Raw genomic sequence first — 18,651 nt, 5'->3', positions numbered from 1 at the left:
CATGCTATAATAGTTGAACCCCGGAGCTCTGAAAAACAGGCTCCAAAGAGTAAGAGGTGAAAGAAAAAAATATGAAATCATTAGTAATTGCGGAGAAGCCATCAGTTGCCAGAGACATTGCCAGAGTCCTCCACTGCAGTCAGAAGGGGAACGGAACCCTGGAAGGAAAAGACTATGTAGTGACCTGGGCCCTGGGACATCTGGTAACACTGGCAGATCCGGAAGAATACGATAAAAAATATACCAAATGGGAGCTTTCCACGCTCCCCATGATGCCGGAGAAAATGAAACTGGTGGTGATACGCCAGACCTCCAAGCAGTACAATGCGGTGAAAACCCAGCTTTACAGGAAGGATATCGGAGAGATCATCATTGCCACAGATGCCGGACGTGAGGGAGAACTGGTAGCAAGGTGGATCCTTGCAAAGGCAGACTGCCATAAACCTATTAAGCGTCTGTGGATCTCATCAGTAACGGACAAAGCGATCCGCGACGGCTTTGCCCACCTTAAAAACGGCCATGATTATGATGATCTTTACCGTGCGGCACAGGCCAGGGCGGAGGCGGACTGGCTGGTGGGAATGAACGGGACCAGAGCACTGACCTGTAAATATAATGCCCAGCTTTCCTGCGGACGTGTGCAGACTCCCACCCTTGCCATGATCGCAAGAAGAGAGCAGGAGATCAGGGAATTTAAGCCGGAGGATTATTACGGGATCACTCTGCAGGCAGGAAATGTACGCTGGACCTGGCGTGATGGAAAAAGCGGAAGCCTTCGTACCTTTAATAAGGAGCGTGCCCAGGAGATCCAGACAAAGGCAGGAAAAAGCAGCCTTACCATAACAAAGGTTTCCAGAAAGCCGAAGAAGACCTATGCACCGGGGCTTTATGACCTGACCACTCTTCAGAGAGAAGCTAATCAGAAATACGGCTTTTCTGCAAAGGAAACTCTGAATATCATGCAGAGGCTCTATGAGAATCACAAAGTCCTTACCTACCCAAGAACGGATTCCAGATATATAGGAAAAGATGTAGTTCCTACCATTAAAGAACGTCTTCAGGCTTGTGGAACCGGCCCTTATCGGAAACTTGCCGGTGCGCTGGCCAATAAACCGATCCAGACCAGTGCAGGCTTTGTGGATGACAAAAAAGTCAGTGACCATCATGCCATCATTCCTACAGAACAGTTTGTACAGCTGGATCATATGACCAATGAGGAACGGAAGATTTACGATATGGTAGTACGCCGTTTTCTGAGTGTGTTGTATCCGCCGGCTGTATATGAGCAGGTAAACATGGAAGGAACTGCAGCAGGAGAAACTTTCGCTGCAAGCGGACGTATTGTAAAAAGTGCAGGGTGGAGAGAAGTTTATGAAGGCGGCTGGCAGGATGATGAAGAAGAGGAATCCGGTGATAAGCTGAAAGACCAGAAGCTTCCGGAGCTTACGGAAGGTCAGATACTTACTGTGGAAGGCGCTGCTCTTACAGCAGGCAAAACAAAACCTCCTGCAAGATTTACAGAGGCCACGCTGCTGGGAGCCATGGAGAATCCGATCCACTTTATGGAAAGCCATGATAAAAAAGCAGTGAAAACACTGGGCGAAACCGGAGGTCTTGGAACGGTGGCCACAAGAGCCGATATTATTGAAAAGCTTTTCAACAGCTTTATGATGGAAAAAAGAGGCAATGAGATCTACATTACCTCCAAGGCGAAACAGCTTCTGGAGCTGGTTCCGGAAGAACTGAAAAAGCCGGAGCTTACCGCAGACTGGGAGATGAAGCTCAGTGATATTGCAAACGGAAAGCTCCGTCAGGATAAGTTTCTCACAGGAATCCGTGAATATGCTTGCGAGATCGTAAATGAGATCAAAAGCGGACAGGGAACCTTCCGCCACGACAATATGACAAACAAGAAATGCCCTAACTGCGGCAAACATCTCCTGGCAGTCAATGGAAAGAATGCAAAAATGCTGGTGTGCGAGGATCGGGAATGCGGATACAGAGAGACAGTATCCAGAGCCACCAATGCGCGCTGTCCGAAATGCCATAAGCGTATGGAGATGCTTCTGAAGGGAAAAGAAGAGACCTTTGTATGTCAGTGTGGCTATAAAGAAAAGCTTTCATCCTTCCAGGCAAGACGAGCCAAAGAGGGTGCAGGAGTAAATAAGCGTGATGTGCAGCGTTACCTTAAGAAACAGCAGAAAGAGGCCAATGAGCCGATGAACAATGCATTTGCACAGGCTTTGTCAGGAATTAAACTGGATTAAATAAATTGTCTGTCCAAATATCCGGGGTTCGGATGAGAGGAAGATCGGATGCAGATACGTCGGTCGGAGAAATGTGTCTGGCAGAACAGGACAGCAGAAAGAGAGGAAAACGATATGGGATTACAGGATGATAGAATGTCAGGAAATATTCAGGATATCGCAAGACTGATCACAAGACTTCTTCTTAAGGGAGATATGCCGCAGTATACCCTTCCCGCAGCAGAGGCAGATTATACAGAGGCAGACCGGCTTTTTAAGAAGGTTATCGGACTTGCTGATGAGGGTGACATCAACGGAGCGGAAAATGAGCTGCTTATGAATATGGAGGACGATGATCCGGATTATCTGGAGCTTGCCCTTACCTTTTATCTGTATCTCAATGATATGGATGTAGATTACCTGGATGATCACGATTATTCCAGGGAGGAGATCCTGGACGGGTTGAAAAGCCTGGCTGAGGACTGGGGAGTCACAGGACTGGAGGCACTTGTCTGATGCGGCGGGAGGTTACCCTGGAGGAAATTTCCGACGGCCGTTTATATGAGGCAAATGACATGGTAAAGGCAGACTGTCAGGACTGTAAGGGCTGTTTTGACTGCTGTACGGGAATGGGAGATTCTGTTGTACTGGATCCGCTGGATGTATGGCGGTTAAGCCAGGGACTTCATTTAAGTGTGGACCAGCTTCTTGCCGGAAAAATAGAGCTTGGCGTCACAGACGGAAATATCCTGCCGCATCTTAGGATGACAGGGGCAGAGGAACGATGCGTATTTCTGAATGGCAGCGGAAGATGCTCCATCCACAGCTTTCGTCCGGGCTTCTGCCGTTTGTTCCCACTGGGAAGATACTATGAGGACGGTGGTTTTAAATACATCCTTCAGATCCACGAGTGCAAAAAGACCAGCCGCAGTAAGATCAAGGTCCGGAAATGGGTAGATACTCCGGATTTTCGAAATTACGAAAAATTTGTCTGTGACTGGCATTATTTTCTTCTGGATGTCCAGGCGGTTCTCTATGAGAGCGAGGACAGTGATCTGATTCGAAATCTGAACATGTATGTGGTGAACCAGTTTTACAGGAAGCCTTATGATGAGAAGCGGGATTTTTATGAGCAGTTTTATGAGAGACTTGCGGATGGAAAAGAGCTCCTGAGTCTTGGGGTGTGAAACAGACCAGGCAGCGAGTTAGCTGAGCTTACCTGCCTGAAAGTCTCTCATGCGGAGGGAAGAAAGGATTTTTTACATATGAACTTAAATCAGCTCACATATTTTGTGACTCTTGCCCAGATCGAAAATTATACCAGAGCAGCCAAGAGGCTGGACATTACGCAGCCGAGTCTGAGTCATGCGATCTCCAACCTTGAGAAGGAACTGCAGGTTCCCCTTTTTGAGCGCCATGGAAGAAATGTGACCATGACCAAATACGGGGAAATGTTTCTGAAGTATGTGCAGGACTCCTTACATATACTGAATCTTGGTGTGGAGAGGATACAGGAAGCGGCAAGGATTCCGGGAGGAAGTATTTCCATCGGGTATATCCATACCCAGGGACGAAGATTTATCCCGGAGCTTGTTCGAGGATTCCTTAATGAACAGGAAGGGAAGAAGATTGATTTCCGTTTTCAGAATGCAGCTACAGGAAGTCTGATCCGTGGTCTGAAGGAAGAGAAATTCGATGTGATCTTCTGTTCCAGGGCAGAGGGAGAGAAGGAGATCAGCTTTGTGCCGGTGTCAGAAGAAAAGCTGGTGGCTGTAGTGCCTGAGAACCATGCTCTTGCGGACAGAAATTCAGTGACCATAAAAGAACTGGGGCAGTATCCGCAGGTGACCTTTACCCCTGCAAGCGGATTGTATTTTGTGATCCGGGAGCTTTTCGAAAAAGAAGGACTTTCACCGGAGACGGCCTTTGAGGTAGAAGAGGATGGTGCACTGGCAGGTATGGTGGCGGAGGAATTTGGTGTTGGCATTGTGCCGGATGTACCGGTGATCCATACACTTCCTGTGAAAATCTTAAATATCGAGAATCTTCACTGCCGTCGATATATATATATGGGAATGATGAAAAACCGGTATCCAAGTGCGCTTGTGGAGCAGTTCCGGGATTATATATACAAGCATTACCGGATTTATGAAGTGATACAGTAGAATCCAGGTGATAAAATTTCTGTAAAAAATCTCTGCTTCTGTAATAGGGCGGAGATTTTTTTGATACAGATCCTGGCGTAAATACCAGCGTCAGATATCTTTGCCGTGCGTCAAATCATAAAAATAATCTATAGATCACATGCGTAAATTCAATGAAAGTTTGGGTTGAGATAAAAATGACCAGTTGGTATAATAAGGACAGACACTTGATTTAAAGTGATAAAGTGATGACGGAAATCCGTGATAAAATGAACGAAGTAAAGGAGACATTATGAATCAGTTAGAAGTATTAAGAGAGAGCCTTGGACAGTGCGATGAGATCATACTGGACGCACTCCTTATGAGAAACAGGATCGTAGAGGACATCATGGTATACAAGGAAGCAAATGATCTTCCGGTACTTCAGCCGGAACAGGAGGCGAAGCAGAAGGGATGGCTGGAAGCCAGAATGGAAGGCAGACGTCATAAGAAAGAGGTCAATGATGTTTTTGCAAGTATCATCCAGAACAGTAAGAGAATACAGTCCAGAAATCTTTTCAATTATAATATCTTCCTGATCGGATTTATGGGAGCTGGTAAATCTACGATCTCTGATTATCTGAAGAATGTTCTTGCTATGGATGTTGTGGAGATGGATCAGTGTATCGTGGAGAGACAGGAAATGAGTATTTCCGATATCTTTGAGACCTACGGTGAAGAGTACTTCCGTGAGCTCGAGACAAATCTTCTGATCGAGATGCAGTCCAGATCTAATGTTGTGGTATCCTGTGGCGGTGGTGTTCCGATGCGTGACCGCAATGTTGTCGAGATGAAAAAAAATGGCCGTGTTGTACTTCTGACTGCAAAGCCGGAAACTATCCTGGAACGTGTAAAGGATAATCATGACCGTCCGTTACTTGAGAACAACAAAAATGTTTCATTTATCGCTGACCTGTTGGAAAAACGTCGCGCGAAATATGAGGCAGCAGCAGATATAGTTGTTGAGACAGACGGAAAGAGTGAGCTTGAGATCTGCGAGGAGATGATCCACAGACTTCGTGAGGCAGAGTCAAATAAATAACTGCTGATCATAAAACAGAATAGTTTTACATATAAAAAGGACAGCTGTCCGATAAACCGTACAGAAACAGAACGGAGATCGGGCAGCTGTCCTTTATGTTATAAAAGATCCGGACCATATATTTGCAGATGAACAGATCGTTTAATTGGTCTTATAGAAAATCTCCCTCGAGGTTTCCTCGATCACAAATTTCTTAAAGGACTCCACAACCGGCGGATGGTACACATCCTTCAGCATGGCCATGTAGAAATTCCGCTGCCAGCTTGGAGAGACAAGAGGCAGGATCTTAAGGTTCAGAGAGTGAAGGATAGGGATATCCGGTGCAATGCAGATGCCGAAATCATTGGCAACAAACCCTGCGGCAACCTGATCCTCATCAATCTCAAAAGCCACATCCGGGTACTGGCCGATGCTCTTAAACAACTGGTCAATGATCTGGCGGAGACCGCTTCTCTTCTTGAAGATGATCTGCTTGTATGGAAGCGTTTCCTCCAGATGGATCTCAGATTTCTCAGCAAGAGGGTGTTCAGGCGGAACGATGACGACCAGATCCTGCTTGGCAACCGGAATAAATTCGATCAGTGGTTCGTCGTCAAATTTGGAACAGAAGCCGATATCGTATTTCTTCTCTTTCAGTCCGGTGAGGATATCGCCGGTAAGCACCTTATCACAGAACAGATTGAAATGAATCTGTTTTCCCTTATTGGCATTAAGAAAGCTGCGGATGATCTTTGGCATAAAGTCAACACCCAGAGTTCTGAGAAAAGCCACATCGATCTGTCCTTCTCCCTTTCCTGCAAGCTGGAGACCGTTTACAGAGGAATCCAGCCGGTTCAGGGTTTGTTCCACATCCTCCAGAAAAGACTTGCCATATTTGGTGAGAGAAACATTCCGTCCGTTTTTTTCAAATAATTTCACTCCAAGCTCTTCCTCCAGAGAAGAGATCGCGTGACTTAGGCTGGGCTGTGTGATGGCCAGAACATCCGCAGCTTTTGTATAATGTTCCAGATGAGCCAGTGTCACGAAATAGCGAAGATGATACAGATTCATTTTTCAATACTCCTTTCGTAAGTTTATCTGAATGTTTTACTTCGGACAGATCCCCGGTAAGTCTGACAGACATAAGAGATTTGCCGGGCCGTATGCTGTGACGGCGGCAATACGGCTGAATATGTTTTATATAGTATAACATGATATATTGATAAAATCTATGAATTCTCCTGGTACAATCAATTTGTTTTGTATTTAACAAAGTTATATAATGCTTATAGAAAAAAGATACAAAATAATTAAAAAAAAACAAATAAAATTATTTATATTTTCAGGAGGAATTATCATGTCAAAAGAATTTCCAATCACAATCAGTTCCTGGACACTTGGAGATCAGTGTAAATTTGAGGACCGTGTAAAAGCTGCCAAAGAGGCTGGCTATGAGGGAATCGGTCTGAGAGCAGAAACCTACGTAGATGCCCTGAATGAGGGACTTTTCGACGAGGATATCCTGGCGATCCTGGATAAATATGACATGAAGGTAACAGAGGTTGAGTACATCGTGCAGTGGGCAGAGGAGCATCGCTCCTATGAGCAGAAATACAAAGAACAGCTTTGCTTCCATATGTGTGAATTATTTAACGTAAAACAGATCAACTGCGGACTGATGGAGAACTATTCCGTAGAGTACACAGCGCAGAAGCTTCGTGAGCTTTGCCACAGAGCAGGCAAATACATCATCGGTGTTGAGCCAATGCCATACAGCGGAATCCCGGATGTAAAAAAAGGCTGGGCTGTTGTAAAAGCTGCTGACTGCGAGAATGCAAAACTGATCCTTGATACATGGCACTGGGTAAGAGCAAACCAGCCGATCGAGCTTTCTGTACTTGAGGGAATCCCGGCAGACAAGATCGTATCCATCCAGATCAACGATGTATGGGAAAGACCATATGCAACAACGATCTTAAGAGATGAGTCCATGCATGACCGTCTTGCTCCTGGAACAGGAATCGGAACAACAGTACCATTCGTAAAAATGATCAAAGAAAAAGGCATTAAGCCAAATGCCATCGGAGTAGAGGTTATCAGCGATGCAAACCTTGAAAAAGGTATCGAGTATGCTGCAAAACATACATATGAGAACACAAAGAAGGTACTGGAAGAGGCTTGGCCGGAAGTACTGTAATTAATATAAGAAACTAATATTTCAGACGAACCCCTGTTTCCGATGTCATACCGGTGACAGGGCGTTCCCGTGAGAGAAAAAAAGATTGTTTCAAAGGAAAGGAGAACGCATATGAAATTCAATGCGATGTTTCAGCCGATCGAGATCGGTCCTATGACAGTAAAGAACCGTTTTGTTGTTCCGCCAATGGGAAACAACTTTGCAAACACAGACGGAACAATGAGTGAGCAGTCCGCTGCATATTACAGAGAAAGAGCAAAAGGCGGATTTGGTCTGATCACCATCGAGGCTACTGTAGTTCACAAAGGCGCAAAGGGCGGCCCGCGTAAACCATGTCTTTATGACGACACTACGATCGAAAGCTTCCGCAAGGTCATCGACGGATGTCATGCAGAAGGAGCAAAGGTGTCCATCCAGCTTCAGAACGCAGGTCCTGAGGGAAATGCAAAGAACGCAGGAGCACCGATCACAGCAGCAACCAGCATTCCGTCTGTATGTGGACGTGATATTCCGAAGCAGCTTACAACTGAGGAAGTTTACGAGCTGATCAAAGGATACGGTGAGGCAGCAAGAAGAGCAATGGAAGCAGGAGCGGATGCTGTTGAGATCCATATGGCACACGGTTATCTGATAAGTACCTTCCTTTCTCCGAGAACAAACAAGAGAGTGGATGAGTTTGGCGGATGTTTTGAGAACCGTATGCGTTTCTCCCGTCTGATCATTGAGGAAGTTAAAAAAGCAACACAGGGAAAAATTGCAGTTCTTGCAAGAATCAACTGTGCAGACGAGGTTCCGGGCGGACTTGATGTCCACGACAGTGCAGCGATCGCAGCATATCTGGAAAGCTGTGGACTGGACGGACTTCATGTATCCCGTGCTGTTCATATCAAGGATGAGTTTATGTGGGCACCGACCGTTATCCACGGTGGATTTTCCGCAGCAGAGGTTGAAGAGATCAAACGTGCGGTAAATATCCCGGTGATCACAGTTGGACGTTATACAGAGCCACAGTTCGCAGAGCTGATGGTAAAAGAAGGAAGAGCTGACCTTGTGGCATTCGGGCGTCAGAGCCTTGCAGATCCGGCTATGCCGAAGAAAGCACAGGAAGAGCGTCTTGAGGATATGACTCCTTGTATCGCCTGTCTTCAGGGCTGCGTTGCAAACATGTATGCAGGAAATCCGGTATGCTGTCTGACAAACCCGTTCCTGGGTCATGAGGCAGAGCCGCTTGAGAAAGCTGAGGAGCCGAAGAAGGTTATGGTTATCGGTGGTGGTGTTGCAGGACTTTCTGCTGCATTTATCGCAAAGGAGAGAGGCCATGAGGTAACACTTTATGAGGCAGGAGATGTTCTCGGCGGAAACATGAGACTTGCTGCATATCCGCCAGGAAAAGGTGACATCACGAACATGATCCGCAGCTACATCCATCGCTGCCAGAAGGATGGCGTTAAGATCGTGATGAACTGTGAGGTAACTCCGGAGCTTATCAAAGAAGAGAAGCCGGACAGCGTGATCATCGCAACCGGTTCCAAAACTCTGATCCTTCCGATCGAGGGAATCGACAATCCGGCTATCATCCACGGCTCTGACCTTCTGGATGGCAAGAGAGCAGCAGGCAAAAAGGTTCTCGTTGTCGGCGGTGGAATGGTTGGATGCGAGACAGCTGCATTCTTAGGTGAGCAGGAGCATGATGTAACTGTTATCGAGTTCCGTGATACTGTAGGTGCAGACGTGATCCACGAGCACAGAGTATATCTGATGAAGGATTTCGAGGACTACGGAATCAAGGAGATCACCGGAGCAAAGGTATGCAAATTCTATGAAGACGGTGTAGAATATGAGACCGCTGACGGAGTACGTCACGAGTCAAGAGGATATGATTCTGTGATCCTTTCCATGGGATTCCGCAATTACAATCCTCTGGAAGAGAAGATCAAAGATCTTGTGCCTGAGACACATGTGATCGGAGATGCTATCCGTGCAAGACGTGCACTGGATGCAACAAAAGAGGCTTACGAGGTAGCTTCCAGGATCTGATCTGCCAATCTATCCAATAAACCGGACGGTATAAAAATTAAAAAGATGCCCCGACAGACACCAGAGAAGATATATCCGCTGTCTGCCAGGGGAAAATGCAGGAGGTAAAAAGAAATGGAACAGAGAATTAAAGGAACAACTGGTTTACTTGCACTGATCGGAAGCCCTGTGGGACATTCCGGATCCCCGGCTATGTACAATTTCAGCTTCCAGTACCATAACCTGGACTATGCTTACATGGCATTCGATATCAAAGAGGATCAGGTTCCGGCAGCTCTTGACGCAATGCGTCTGTTCAAAATGAGAGGATGCAACGTAACCATGCCTTGTAAGAACAAAGTAGCTCAGTGTGTAGACGAGCTTTCACCGGCAGCAAAGATCATCGGTGCTGTAAATACCATCGTTAACGAGGATGGAAAGCTTGTAGGACATATCACAGACGGTATCGGTTTTGTCCGCAACTTAAAAGAGCATGGCGTTGATGTAAAAGGCAAAAAGATGGTAGTTCTGGGAGCAGGCGGAGCTGCAACAGCTCTTACTGTACAGTGTGCCCTTGACGGAGCTGCTTCCATCGCAATCTTCAACCCTAATGATCCATTCCTTGAAAGAGCAAAAGGAACAGCTGAGAAACTTGCAAAAGAAGTACCGGACTGCAAAGTAAATGTATACTGCCTTGACGATCAGGACAAACTGAGAGAAGAGATCGCAAACGCTGATATCCTTGCAAACGGAACACTTGCAGGTATGAAACCACATGACGACCTTACTCTTGTTGACAAATCCATGTTCCATAAAGATCTTGTTGTTGCTGACTGCGTATACAATCCGGCAGAGACAAGAATGGTAAAAGAGGCAAAAGAGGCAGGCGTAAAACTTGCAGTAGGCGGAAAAGGAATGCTTCTGTGGCAGGGTGCAGCATCTTACAAGCTTTATACAGGTCTTGAGATGCCGACAGCTGAGTACCAGAAATTCCAGGCTGAGAACGAAGGGAAATAAGAAAAATGAGCCAGACAGGTAAGAAAAATTTAGTAATTACTTCTATTGCGCTGTACTTTACATATTTCATTCACGGAATCGGTGCTTCCATCATGGGTCAGTACAAACCGGAGTTTGCAGCTCACTGGGGAGCCAAGGCCTTAAGTGATGGAACTATGGATGTCAGCATGGTAGTATCTGTAATCGCTGCATTGGGACTTGGAAGACTGATCTCCCTTCCGTTTTCCGGTCCTCTGTCTGATAAATTCGGACGCAGATTAAGCGGAATTATCGGCGTGATCTGTTATACAGCATACTTTATAGGAATCGCATTTGCGCCATCTATGGGAATCGCATATGCATTTGCTATCGTAGGCGGTATCGCAAACTCCTTCCTGGATACCTGCGTAAGCCCTACATGTATGGAGATCTATGTAAACAATCCTTCTGTAGCGAACCTGTTTACAAAATTCTCCATGTGTATCAGCCAGTTCCTGCTTCCTTTCCTGATCGGATTTGTAGCAGCAGCGAATATGTCTTACAGAACCATCTTTATCGTTGCAGGCGTTGCCATCTTTATTGATGGTATCCTGATCCTGTTCCTGCCATTCCCGGAGAGAAATGCAGCAGGTGCCGGAGCAAAAAAAGAAAAGGCAAAGATCAAGATCACACCGGCCGCTTTTGCAGCTATTCTCATTGGATTTACAAGTTCCTCCACATTTATGCTGTGGCTGAACTGTAACCAGGAGCTTGGAAAGCTTTATAACTTAAGTGATCCGGCCAAGATTCAGTCCTTCTATGCAGTAGGAACTTTTGCAGCGATCCTGTGTTCTTCTGTATTCATCAAAAAAGGACTGAAAGAGATCAACATTCTGATCATTTATCCACTGATCTCTTTCATCATGCTGGGACTGTGCTACTTCGTACAGAATCCGACCATCTGCCTGATCGGCGGTTTCGTCATTGGTTTTGCAGGTGCCGGCGGTGTTCTTCAGCTGGCTGTATCCACAACCGCTGAGTTCTTCCCGGAGAATAAGGGAACAGCAACATCTATGGTAATGATCGCATCCAGTATTGCCAACTACACAATTCTGACACTGGCAGGCTACATCACAAAGACTTGCGGAACCAGTGCTCCGAGAATGATCCTGCTTCTGAATATGGCAGTAACATTTATCGGAATCCTTCTTGCACTGTTCGTTAAGATGAACCGTGGAAAAGAGGCTTGACTGAATCAAGGAAATCCCCTGGGGTGAATATCCGTTTGACTACAGTAAAAAAGGTGAATCATTGTATGGATACAGACAATGCTGACTGAATCTGTGCAAAATAAAGCTCCAATTCGGGAACAATTCCCGGGTTGGGCTTTAACATTTCTGAAAATGTTTGTTAATTAACAAACTTCCAGAATAGAAGATATTATATATGTATTAGCAAAAAAAACGACAAAGGAGAATCGTTATGGCACGTGCAGCAAGACAGCGAAGAGAAAACGAACTGCCCTACATTCCGTTTGGGCCATTTCAGATTCGTTTTCCGTTTATTCACTACAAAATTGAGTCCGTAGAGTTTATCCAGGGCCTGATCCTCGGGGTTACGGCACTGGCGGCGGTTCCTTATCTGGAACAGTATCTGGGACTGCCTTATGAGCTGGCATGGAGCTGTGTGATCATAGAGACCATGCTGTATATGCTACACAGCTTACTTGGTGATCCGGTTGTACCGGGATGGATCACACCAACCCTTCCGCTGACTATCGTATTCCTGGAAGGCTTCCCCATGGGAAAAGAACGTATCCAGGCAATGATCGCCCTGCAGATGCTGGTTGGTCTTGTGTTCATATTTATGGGCATCACCAAGCTTGCGGATAAATTTGTCCATGCAGTACCAAATTCTGTTAAGGGTGGTATCCTTCTTGCAGCGCCGGTGACGGTTATGGCAGGACAGCTGGGAGAAGGCGGCAACATGCATAAGTATCCGCTGGCGATCGTTGCCGGTGTAGGCCTTCTGATCCTGATCAGCTTTTCAGATAAATATCAGGAAAAGAGAAAGAACAACAAATTCCTGGATCTTGTTGCCAGGTATGGAAATCTTTTCCCGTATCTGATCGCCATGGTGGTAGGTCTTCTTGTAGGAGAGCTGGATGCGCCCGGTTTGGAACTGGGAACCTTTATCAAGATCCCGCAGTTCAAAGAGATCATCTCACAGGTAAGTATCTTTGGTGTGGGAATCCCGCCGGTCTCCATGTTTGTCAAAGCGCTTCCTCTGGCGCTTGTATGCTATGTTATCGCATTTGGTGATTTTGTTACCACAGAGACACTGGTTACAGAGGCGCGCCAATCCAGAGATGATGAGTATATTGATTTCAATTCCAGCCGTTCCAACCTGGTCAGCGGAATCAGGAACCTGATCCTTTCCGTCATTGCGCCGTTTCCTCCGCTTTCCGGTCCGTTATGGGTTGGAATGACAGTATCTGTTTCCATCCGTTACAAAGAGGGAAAGAAAGCTATGAAGTCTCTGATCGGCGGTATGGCATCCTTCCGTATTGCAACGTTTTTAAGTGTGCTGATCATTCCGGTCGTAAGCTTCTTCCGTCCGATCTTCGGAGTCGGTTCATCCATTACTTTGATGTTCCAGGCCTTTGTCTGTGCAAGGATCGGTATGGATTACTGCAGAACAGACCGTGACAAGATGATCGCAGGTGTTATGGCAGCTGTGCTTGCAACCCAGGGAACTGCATGGGCATCCGCATGGGCCCTGGCTGTAGGCTTCGGTCTGAATATCTTCCTTTCAAACTGGGACCCCAGAAAGAAAGAGGAGAATGCCATCGAGGATAAAAATTGATCCGAGGAATAACAAAGATATAAAAAACAGAAAAAGAAGAAGTGTGCCGGATGGGTCAGCACACTTCTTCTTTTTGTCATGAGATTTGTTGTTTTTAATTATTATTTAATAGATTTGCTATTATGGGATTAAAATTGCAAAAATTTGTTACATCATTGGGTTTAAAAATTGGTTTATAATTCACGTTCTGTTACAAAAATCTACTGTAGATCCTTTTTATGGGAGGTCACAGGATCACAGGCTTTTGTGGATAATGTCAAGAACCTGTTCAAGTTCGTTAACATTGATCTGTCCCGGTGCGGAAGCTTTGGTAGCTGCACCGAAGGTAAGGGCGGAACCGAAGGTTTCGCCGGCGAGACGACTGACAACACCTGTACCTGCCATGGACATGGTAATGATCGGGCGGTCGGCGAACTGCTCGGACATTTCCAGCGTGGCACTTAAGAGTGTAAGCACGTCCTGCTTGTTTCTTGGCATAACAGCCATTTTCGGGATATCTGCGCCATAGTCCTGCATCATGCGGAGACGGCGCACGATCTCATCCTTCTCAGGAGTTGCGTCAAAATCATGGTTGGAAGCGATGACCTTTACGCCATAGCTGTGTGCTTCCCGGATCATGCTTTTTACGATCTCCTCACCTGTGAAGGCTTCTACATCAATGAGATCTACATAGCCGCTTTTTGCGACAGCCATGTTGAGTGCTTTGTAAGCTTCGTTGGAGATCGCTTTTTCTCCGCCTTCCTTTGAAGTACGGAAGGTGAAGAGAATCGGAGTGTCCTTTAAAATGGTCTGGAGATCTTTTGCCACATTCAGAACCTTGTCTGTGTCAAAAACGTCCTCAAACCAGTCAACACGCCATTCCACAACGTCTACGGGGATCCTTGCGAAGGTCCCTGCCTCAAGGAGAATATCATCCTTTGTCTGTCCCACGATCGGGACACAGATCTTCGGTCTTCCCTCTCCGAGTGTGATATTTCTTACCTGAACTGTTTTCATAATGGTCCTTTCTGATACGACAGGAACAGATAGCAGTTTAGTCGTCGTATCTGATGTTAAGAATCTCTTTCATATGCTCGATCGGCATCGGTTCGCCGGTCCACAGTTCAAATGCAGCGGAGCCCTGGAAAAGCATCATGCCAAGGCCGTTCATTGTCTTGCAGCCAACTTCCTTTGCCATAGAACGCATAGCAGTTTCAAGAGGGGAGTAAGGCACGTCAACAACGATAAGCTCCGGGCGGAAGTAAGACTTGTCCGGAACAACGGACTGACCTTCCAGCGGTTTCATTCCAACACCTGTCGCATTTACGAAAATATAACTGTCAGCCATTTCTTTTTTCAGCTGGTCAAGATCTGCCAGATCATAGAGAACAGCATGGCTTGAAGTTCTGGTGTTGATCTTTTCTACCGTAGATACCGCACGGTCCCAGAATTCATCTTTGCGGTTGAAGATCACGATCTCGCCTACACCGTCAAGTGCTGCCTGGATCTCGATAGCAGTTGCGGCACCGCCTGCACCTACGATGGTCATTTTCTTTCCGATGGCGTCGATGTTATTGTCTTTCAGTGCTGCCATAAATCCGATACCGTCTGTGATATGGCCTGTAAGATGACCATGATCATTAACGATGGTGTTTACAGCACCGCACATTTCTGCTGCCGGTGAAAGCTCGTCAAGGTACTGGCCTACCAGAGTTTTGTTCGGCATGGAAACGTTGGAACCTCTCATTTTCAGAGTACGGATGGCTTTTACAGCATCCTCGATCTCGTCTGCACCAACCTCAAATGCAAGATATGCATAATCATAGCCAAGCTTTGCAAAAGCTTCATTCTGCATGGCAGGAGAGCTGGAATGGCGGATCGGATATGCCATAAGACCAATCAGTTCGGTATGTCCTGTGATTCTTTCTGACATGGTAATAACTCCTCTCATTGGTAAAATCTGGATGAAGATTTGTCTTTTTTAAACCTCCCGCCACATAGGTCTGAAGAAGCTGCGGACATTCTCCGGACGACTGCGGGGGAGGAAGACGTGGAAAAACTATGTTACGGATCACCGAGTGAACTGTAACAGATTTATATACACTTTCCGGCAGAAGGATTGAAATACTCCCGGAAAGGGTATAGCGGAAAAATATTAAAGGTATCCCTTCTGCTCAAGAATGGTAAGGATATTGCGTCCTTCCTGGGTACCGTCAATGATTCGTCTTGCTCTCTGGCTGTCGCCGATGTTCATGATCTCAACATCCTCAGAAGAAAATTCTTCTGTGAGGTTCTGGTAAAGCTGTCCCTGAGCTCTCATTCCGAGACATACGAAGCCGTATTCAAATGGAAGCTCATAAGGCTCACCTTCGCCCCTGACAAGGAAGGAAGAATCCTTGACCTCAAGGAGAGCAGTTTTTGTAAGCTGATGTACATTGTGTTTTTTCATCATGGTCTTTGTGTCATTTTTGCTTACCGGGTCAAGATCACGTCCGATCTGATCCATCATCTCAACGATAGAGATGTCTGCGTTTCTGTCAGCAAAAAATTCCACAACATCAAGACCTACAGCACCGCCGCCTACAACAACAACCTTTTTGCCTTTTAGATCCTTCGGAAAATCATTAATGTGGCTGATCATACCAAGAATAGAATAAATATTATGGTTCTCGTTGTCAATACGATCCTTCAGTCCTGCGATCGGAGGCAGAAGCGGAGCGGAGCCTGTGGAGCTTACAATGATATTCGGATGGAACTTGCGGATGTTTTCAGGTGTTCCTTCTGTGTTTTTGAAGATGTAAAGATTATCAAGCTGTTCTGCACGATGCATGAGATAGTGCGGGAAATCAGCAAGACGGTTCTTTGCAGGGATCTTTGAGATCAGAGATGCAAGTCCGCCAAGCTCATTGCCTTTTTCCAGAAGGAAGGTATTGCATCCAACCTCTGCGGCTGTACAGGCAGCTTCCAGTCCGGCAGTGCCGCCGCCGATAACGACCACGTTGCAGTTTTTATTTATATGTTTTTTCTTATATATATCGCCCTCAAGAACAGATGGGTTTACAGTACAGCGGATCGGACGGTTTACACCGATACGGTTTCCGGCACAGCCAACGTTACATGAGATACATTTACGGAGGTCGCACTCATGACCTGTGGCAACCTTGTTTACCCATGCAGGGTCTGCGATCAGACCACGGCCCATACCGATCAGGTCTGCGTCACCGTCAGCCAGGATACGCTCAGCAACCTTCGGGTCACGGACATTACCCATGGAGATACATGGCTTGTTGAATTTTTCTTTTACGGCCTTTGCCATGTAGGAACGCCATCCGTCCGGGAGATAATTTGCATCGATCTGGTACTGGATGGAACCGTTAAGTCCGCAGGAAACATCGAAGATATCAACCTCTTCCTGAAGATAATCCAGGTATTCCAGAGTATCCTCCAGTGTATTTCCGCCCTCCATCAGCTCATCCGCACTGAGACGGAGCATGATCGGGAAAAAAGGTCCTACCTGTTTTCTTACCTCATCGATGACCATACGGCAGAAGCGGGTACGGTTCTCAACAGATCCGCCGAACTCATCGGTACGCTTGTTTGTGATCGGGGAGAGGAACTGACTGATCAGATAGGAGTGTCCTGCATGGATCTCTACTGCGTCAAAGCCGGCTGTCTGTGCACGTTTTGCAGCCTCACCGTATTTTTTTACGATGTGAAGGATCTCATCTTTGGAAAGAGGACGCGGGATCTCTCCGCCTTCTTTGGATGGAACGTCAGATGCGGAAACCGGCTGCATGTTGATCCTGGAAGAAACAGCGGAAGCTCCGGCATGGTTGATCTGAATAGCGATCTTTGTTCCGTATCTATGAATATTTTCACAGAATTTGAAAAGACGTGGCAGGTAGTTGTCATGATCGATACGCAGCTGTGTGGTTCCGTTGGAGCCCTGCGGGGAATCGACGCTTGCGTTCTCTACGATGATGAGACCTGTGCCACCCTTTGCACGCTGCTCATAATAATTGATATGAAGAAAACTCATTTCGCCGTTCTGTTCACCGTAGTTGGTGCCCATCGGCATCATAACAATACGGTTCTTGATAGTCATATTTTTAACGGTTAATGGGGAAAAAATATGCGGATAATCATTTTTCATTTGGAAAAACCTCCCTGGTTATTTTAAATAGAATCGTTTGTTTGTGTTAATTATATAACAGAATAATCTATAAAACTAATTCATAATACGTGTGATATAATAAAAAAAATCTATGGATTTTCGCATATCATCTTTCAGGCTGCAGGTACTTGCATGCTTATAATGTGAAAAAAACAGACGTAGAAAGCTAACTGGTTACTGAGAACAGAGTGAACAGTAACAACAGTAACGCTAACTGGAAAATGGTATCGGATCCGGGGGTTTACATATATGATTTTAACGTGTTATCATAACAAATAAAAAAGATACAGAAAACGGAGAAATGGGCAGGCTGAAACGGATCAGATGTAAGAATGTATTTCCGCGTTCTGTAAAAAGACAGGAGATAGATAAAATGGAATTCTGGGATATTTACGATGCAGATAAGAAACCGACAGGACGAACTATGAAGCGCAATGACTGGTGTTTAAAGGATGGAGAGTATCATCTGACAGTTTTGGGCGTGGTAGCAAGACCGGACAAGACCTTTCTTATTACCAAACGCGTGATGACAAAGGCCTGGGCTCCGGGTTGGTGGGAGGTTTCCGGCGGTGCAGCCCAGGCAGGAGAGGCTTCCCGTGATGCAGTACTCCGTGAGGTGAAAGAGGAGACCGGACTGGACGCCAGTAAGGCAGAGGGCGGATACCTTTTTACATATAAAAGAGAGAATCCGGGGGAAGGAGATAATTACTTTGTGGATGTGTACCGTTTTGTCATGGATGTGGAGGATAAGGATCTGAAGCTTCAGACAGAAGAGACAGACGGATATATGTTTGCGACCCTGGAGCAGATCAGGGCGTTTGCCGCAGAAGGAAAATTCCTGCATTATGACAGCATTAAGAAGGCGTTTGAACTCTGAGCAGATTTCTGACTGGTTTTCCGCGAGGATGTGAAAATAAATGTTGTTTTTTGTGGATTTCTGTTTCTGAAAACGTTGTTTTTTGACTTATTTTCGAAGAATTGTCTTGACATTAAAA

At 46.0% G+C, this 18,651-nt stretch carries 15 protein-coding genes; 11 read left to right on the top strand and 4 right to left on the bottom strand.

What is annotated here, in order from left to right; genetic code table 11:
• Window positions 1-71: 71 nt before the first annotated feature.
• The 5 genes from DWW77_RS09265 to DWW77_RS09245 all read left to right on the top strand — a co-directional run bounded on the left by DWW77_RS09265 (window position 72) and on the right by DWW77_RS09245 (window position 5,471).
• A complete protein-coding gene (locus tag DWW77_RS09265) occupies window positions 72-2,267 on the top strand; it encodes a DNA topoisomerase III (protein WP_118608629.1) in 2,196 nt (731 codons plus the stop codon).
• A gap of 114 nt (window positions 2,268-2,381) precedes the next feature.
• Complete coding sequence (locus DWW77_RS09260) at window positions 2,382-2,762, top strand: DUF6483 family protein (RefSeq protein ID WP_118513131.1); 381 nt, start codon at window positions 2,382-2,384, stop codon at window positions 2,760-2,762.
• Window positions 2,762-3,433 carry a YkgJ family cysteine cluster protein gene (locus DWW77_RS09255; protein WP_118513064.1) on the top strand — a complete coding sequence of 224 codons (672 nt, stop codon included), beginning with the start codon at window positions 2,762-2,764 and terminating at the stop codon, window positions 3,431-3,433. Before DWW77_RS09260 ends, DWW77_RS09255 begins: the two co-directional genes overlap by 1 nt.
• Window positions 3,434-3,511: 78 nt before the next feature.
• Window positions 3,512-4,411 carry a LysR family transcriptional regulator gene (locus DWW77_RS09250; RefSeq protein ID WP_015527022.1) on the top strand — a complete coding sequence of 300 codons (900 nt, stop codon included), beginning with the start codon at window positions 3,512-3,514 and terminating at the stop codon, window positions 4,409-4,411.
• A 271-nt stretch (window positions 4,412-4,682) separates the two neighbouring features.
• On the top strand, window positions 4,683-5,471 hold the full coding sequence (locus DWW77_RS09245; protein ID WP_118608574.1) for a shikimate kinase: 789 nt from the start codon (window positions 4,683-4,685) through the stop codon (window positions 5,469-5,471).
• A 141-nt stretch (window positions 5,472-5,612) separates the two neighbouring features.
• Here DWW77_RS09245 and DWW77_RS09240 read toward each other — a convergent pair whose 3' ends face one another.
• A complete protein-coding gene (locus DWW77_RS09240; protein ID WP_118608573.1) occupies window positions 5,613-6,521 on the bottom strand; it encodes a LysR family transcriptional regulator in 909 nt (302 codons plus the stop codon).
• A 286-nt stretch (window positions 6,522-6,807) separates the two neighbouring features.
• On the opposite strand from DWW77_RS09240, the gene DWW77_RS09235 reads away from it, so the two are divergent.
• The 5 genes from DWW77_RS09235 (at window position 6,808) to DWW77_RS09215 (ending at window position 13,503) form a co-directional block, all read left to right on the top strand.
• Window positions 6,808-7,647, top strand: coding sequence for a sugar phosphate isomerase/epimerase family protein (locus DWW77_RS09235; protein WP_118513066.1), 840 nt, complete (start codon window positions 6,808-6,810; stop codon window positions 7,645-7,647).
• Window positions 7,648-7,758: 111 nt separating this feature from the next.
• Window positions 7,759-9,684, top strand: coding sequence for an FAD-dependent oxidoreductase (locus tag DWW77_RS09230; RefSeq protein ID WP_118608572.1), 1,926 nt, complete (start codon window positions 7,759-7,761; stop codon window positions 9,682-9,684).
• A 114-nt stretch (window positions 9,685-9,798) separates the two neighbouring features.
• The gene (aroE, locus tag DWW77_RS09225; RefSeq protein WP_118513068.1) at window positions 9,799-10,680 is read left to right on the top strand and encodes a shikimate dehydrogenase; all 882 of its coding nucleotides are present in this window, start codon (window positions 9,799-9,801) and stop codon (window positions 10,678-10,680) included.
• Window positions 10,681-10,685: 5 nt separating this feature from the next.
• Window positions 10,686-11,888 carry an MFS transporter gene (locus tag DWW77_RS09220; RefSeq protein ID WP_118513069.1) on the top strand — a complete coding sequence of 401 codons (1,203 nt, stop codon included), beginning with the start codon at window positions 10,686-10,688 and terminating at the stop codon, window positions 11,886-11,888.
• A gap of 232 nt (window positions 11,889-12,120) precedes the next feature.
• A complete protein-coding gene (locus DWW77_RS09215; protein ID WP_015527029.1) occupies window positions 12,121-13,503 on the top strand; it encodes a SulP family inorganic anion transporter in 1,383 nt (460 codons plus the stop codon).
• A 234-nt stretch (window positions 13,504-13,737) separates the two neighbouring features.
• Here the strand turns inward: DWW77_RS09215 and aroD are convergent, their stop codons facing one another.
• The 3 genes from aroD to DWW77_RS09200 form a co-directional block, all read right to left on the bottom strand.
• Window positions 13,738-14,499 carry a type I 3-dehydroquinate dehydratase gene (gene aroD, locus DWW77_RS09210; protein ID WP_118608571.1) on the bottom strand — a complete coding sequence of 254 codons (762 nt, stop codon included), beginning with the start codon at window positions 14,497-14,499 and terminating at the stop codon, window positions 13,738-13,740.
• A 37-nt stretch (window positions 14,500-14,536) separates the two neighbouring features.
• Window positions 14,537-15,415: a shikimate dehydrogenase gene (locus DWW77_RS09205; RefSeq protein ID WP_118608570.1), complete on the bottom strand. Its 879-nt coding sequence runs from the start codon at window positions 15,413-15,415 to the stop codon at window positions 14,537-14,539.
• Window positions 15,416-15,637: 222 nt separating this feature from the next.
• Window positions 15,638-17,635, bottom strand: a complete 1,998-nt coding sequence (locus DWW77_RS09200) for an oxidoreductase (protein WP_118608569.1) — start codon at window positions 17,633-17,635, stop codon at window positions 15,638-15,640.
• Between the two features lie 394 nt (window positions 17,636-18,029).
• Here DWW77_RS09200 and DWW77_RS09195 point away from each other — a divergent pair, with 394 nt between their 5' ends.
• Window positions 18,030-18,533 carry an NUDIX hydrolase gene (locus DWW77_RS09195; RefSeq protein ID WP_118608628.1) on the top strand — a complete coding sequence of 168 codons (504 nt, stop codon included), beginning with the start codon at window positions 18,030-18,032 and terminating at the stop codon, window positions 18,531-18,533.
• The last annotated feature ends 118 nt before the right edge of the window (window positions 18,534-18,651 follow it).

Source organism: Ruminococcus sp. AF17-12 (assembly GCF_003479245.1).
Taxonomy (GTDB): Bacteria; Bacillota; Clostridia; order Lachnospirales; family Lachnospiraceae; genus Blautia_A; species Blautia_A fusiformis.
Note: the sequence above shows the minus strand (reverse complement) of the source record. Positions and strands in the feature narration are given on the sequence as shown.

Bases quoted from the DNA above. Each gene is read 5' to 3' on its own strand.
- DWW77_RS09245 (WP_118608574.1), top strand. From the start codon at position 4,683: ATGAATCAGTTAGAAGTATTAAGAGAGAGCCTTGGACAGTGCGATGAG.
- DWW77_RS09255 (WP_118513064.1), top strand. From the start codon at position 2,762: ATGCGGCGGGAGGTTACCCTGGAGGAAATTTCCGACGGCCGTTTATAT.
- aroD (WP_118608571.1), bottom strand. From the start codon at position 14,499: ATGAAAACAGTTCAGGTAAGAAATATCACACTCGGAGAGGGAAGACCG.
- DWW77_RS09265 (WP_118608629.1), top strand. From the start codon at position 72: ATGAAATCATTAGTAATTGCGGAGAAGCCATCAGTTGCCAGAGACATT.
- DWW77_RS09205 (WP_118608570.1), bottom strand. From the start codon at position 15,415: ATGTCAGAAAGAATCACAGGACATACCGAACTGATTGGTCTTATGGCA.
- aroE (WP_118513068.1), top strand. From the start codon at position 9,799: ATGGAACAGAGAATTAAAGGAACAACTGGTTTACTTGCACTGATCGGA.
- DWW77_RS09260 (WP_118513131.1), top strand. From the start codon at position 2,382: ATGGGATTACAGGATGATAGAATGTCAGGAAATATTCAGGATATCGCA.
- DWW77_RS09200 (WP_118608569.1), bottom strand. From the start codon at position 17,635: ATGAAAAATGATTATCCGCATATTTTTTCCCCATTAACCGTTAAAAAT.
- DWW77_RS09215 (WP_015527029.1), top strand. From the start codon at position 12,121: ATGGCACGTGCAGCAAGACAGCGAAGAGAAAACGAACTGCCCTACATT.
- DWW77_RS09220 (WP_118513069.1), top strand. From the start codon at position 10,686: ATGAGCCAGACAGGTAAGAAAAATTTAGTAATTACTTCTATTGCGCTG.
- DWW77_RS09250 (WP_015527022.1), top strand. From the start codon at position 3,512: ATGAACTTAAATCAGCTCACATATTTTGTGACTCTTGCCCAGATCGAA.
- DWW77_RS09195 (WP_118608628.1), top strand. From the start codon at position 18,030: ATGGAATTCTGGGATATTTACGATGCAGATAAGAAACCGACAGGACGA.
- DWW77_RS09240 (WP_118608573.1), bottom strand. From the start codon at position 6,521: ATGAATCTGTATCATCTTCGCTATTTCGTGACACTGGCTCATCTGGAA.
- DWW77_RS09235 (WP_118513066.1), top strand. From the start codon at position 6,808: ATGTCAAAAGAATTTCCAATCACAATCAGTTCCTGGACACTTGGAGAT.
- DWW77_RS09230 (WP_118608572.1), top strand. From the start codon at position 7,759: ATGAAATTCAATGCGATGTTTCAGCCGATCGAGATCGGTCCTATGACA.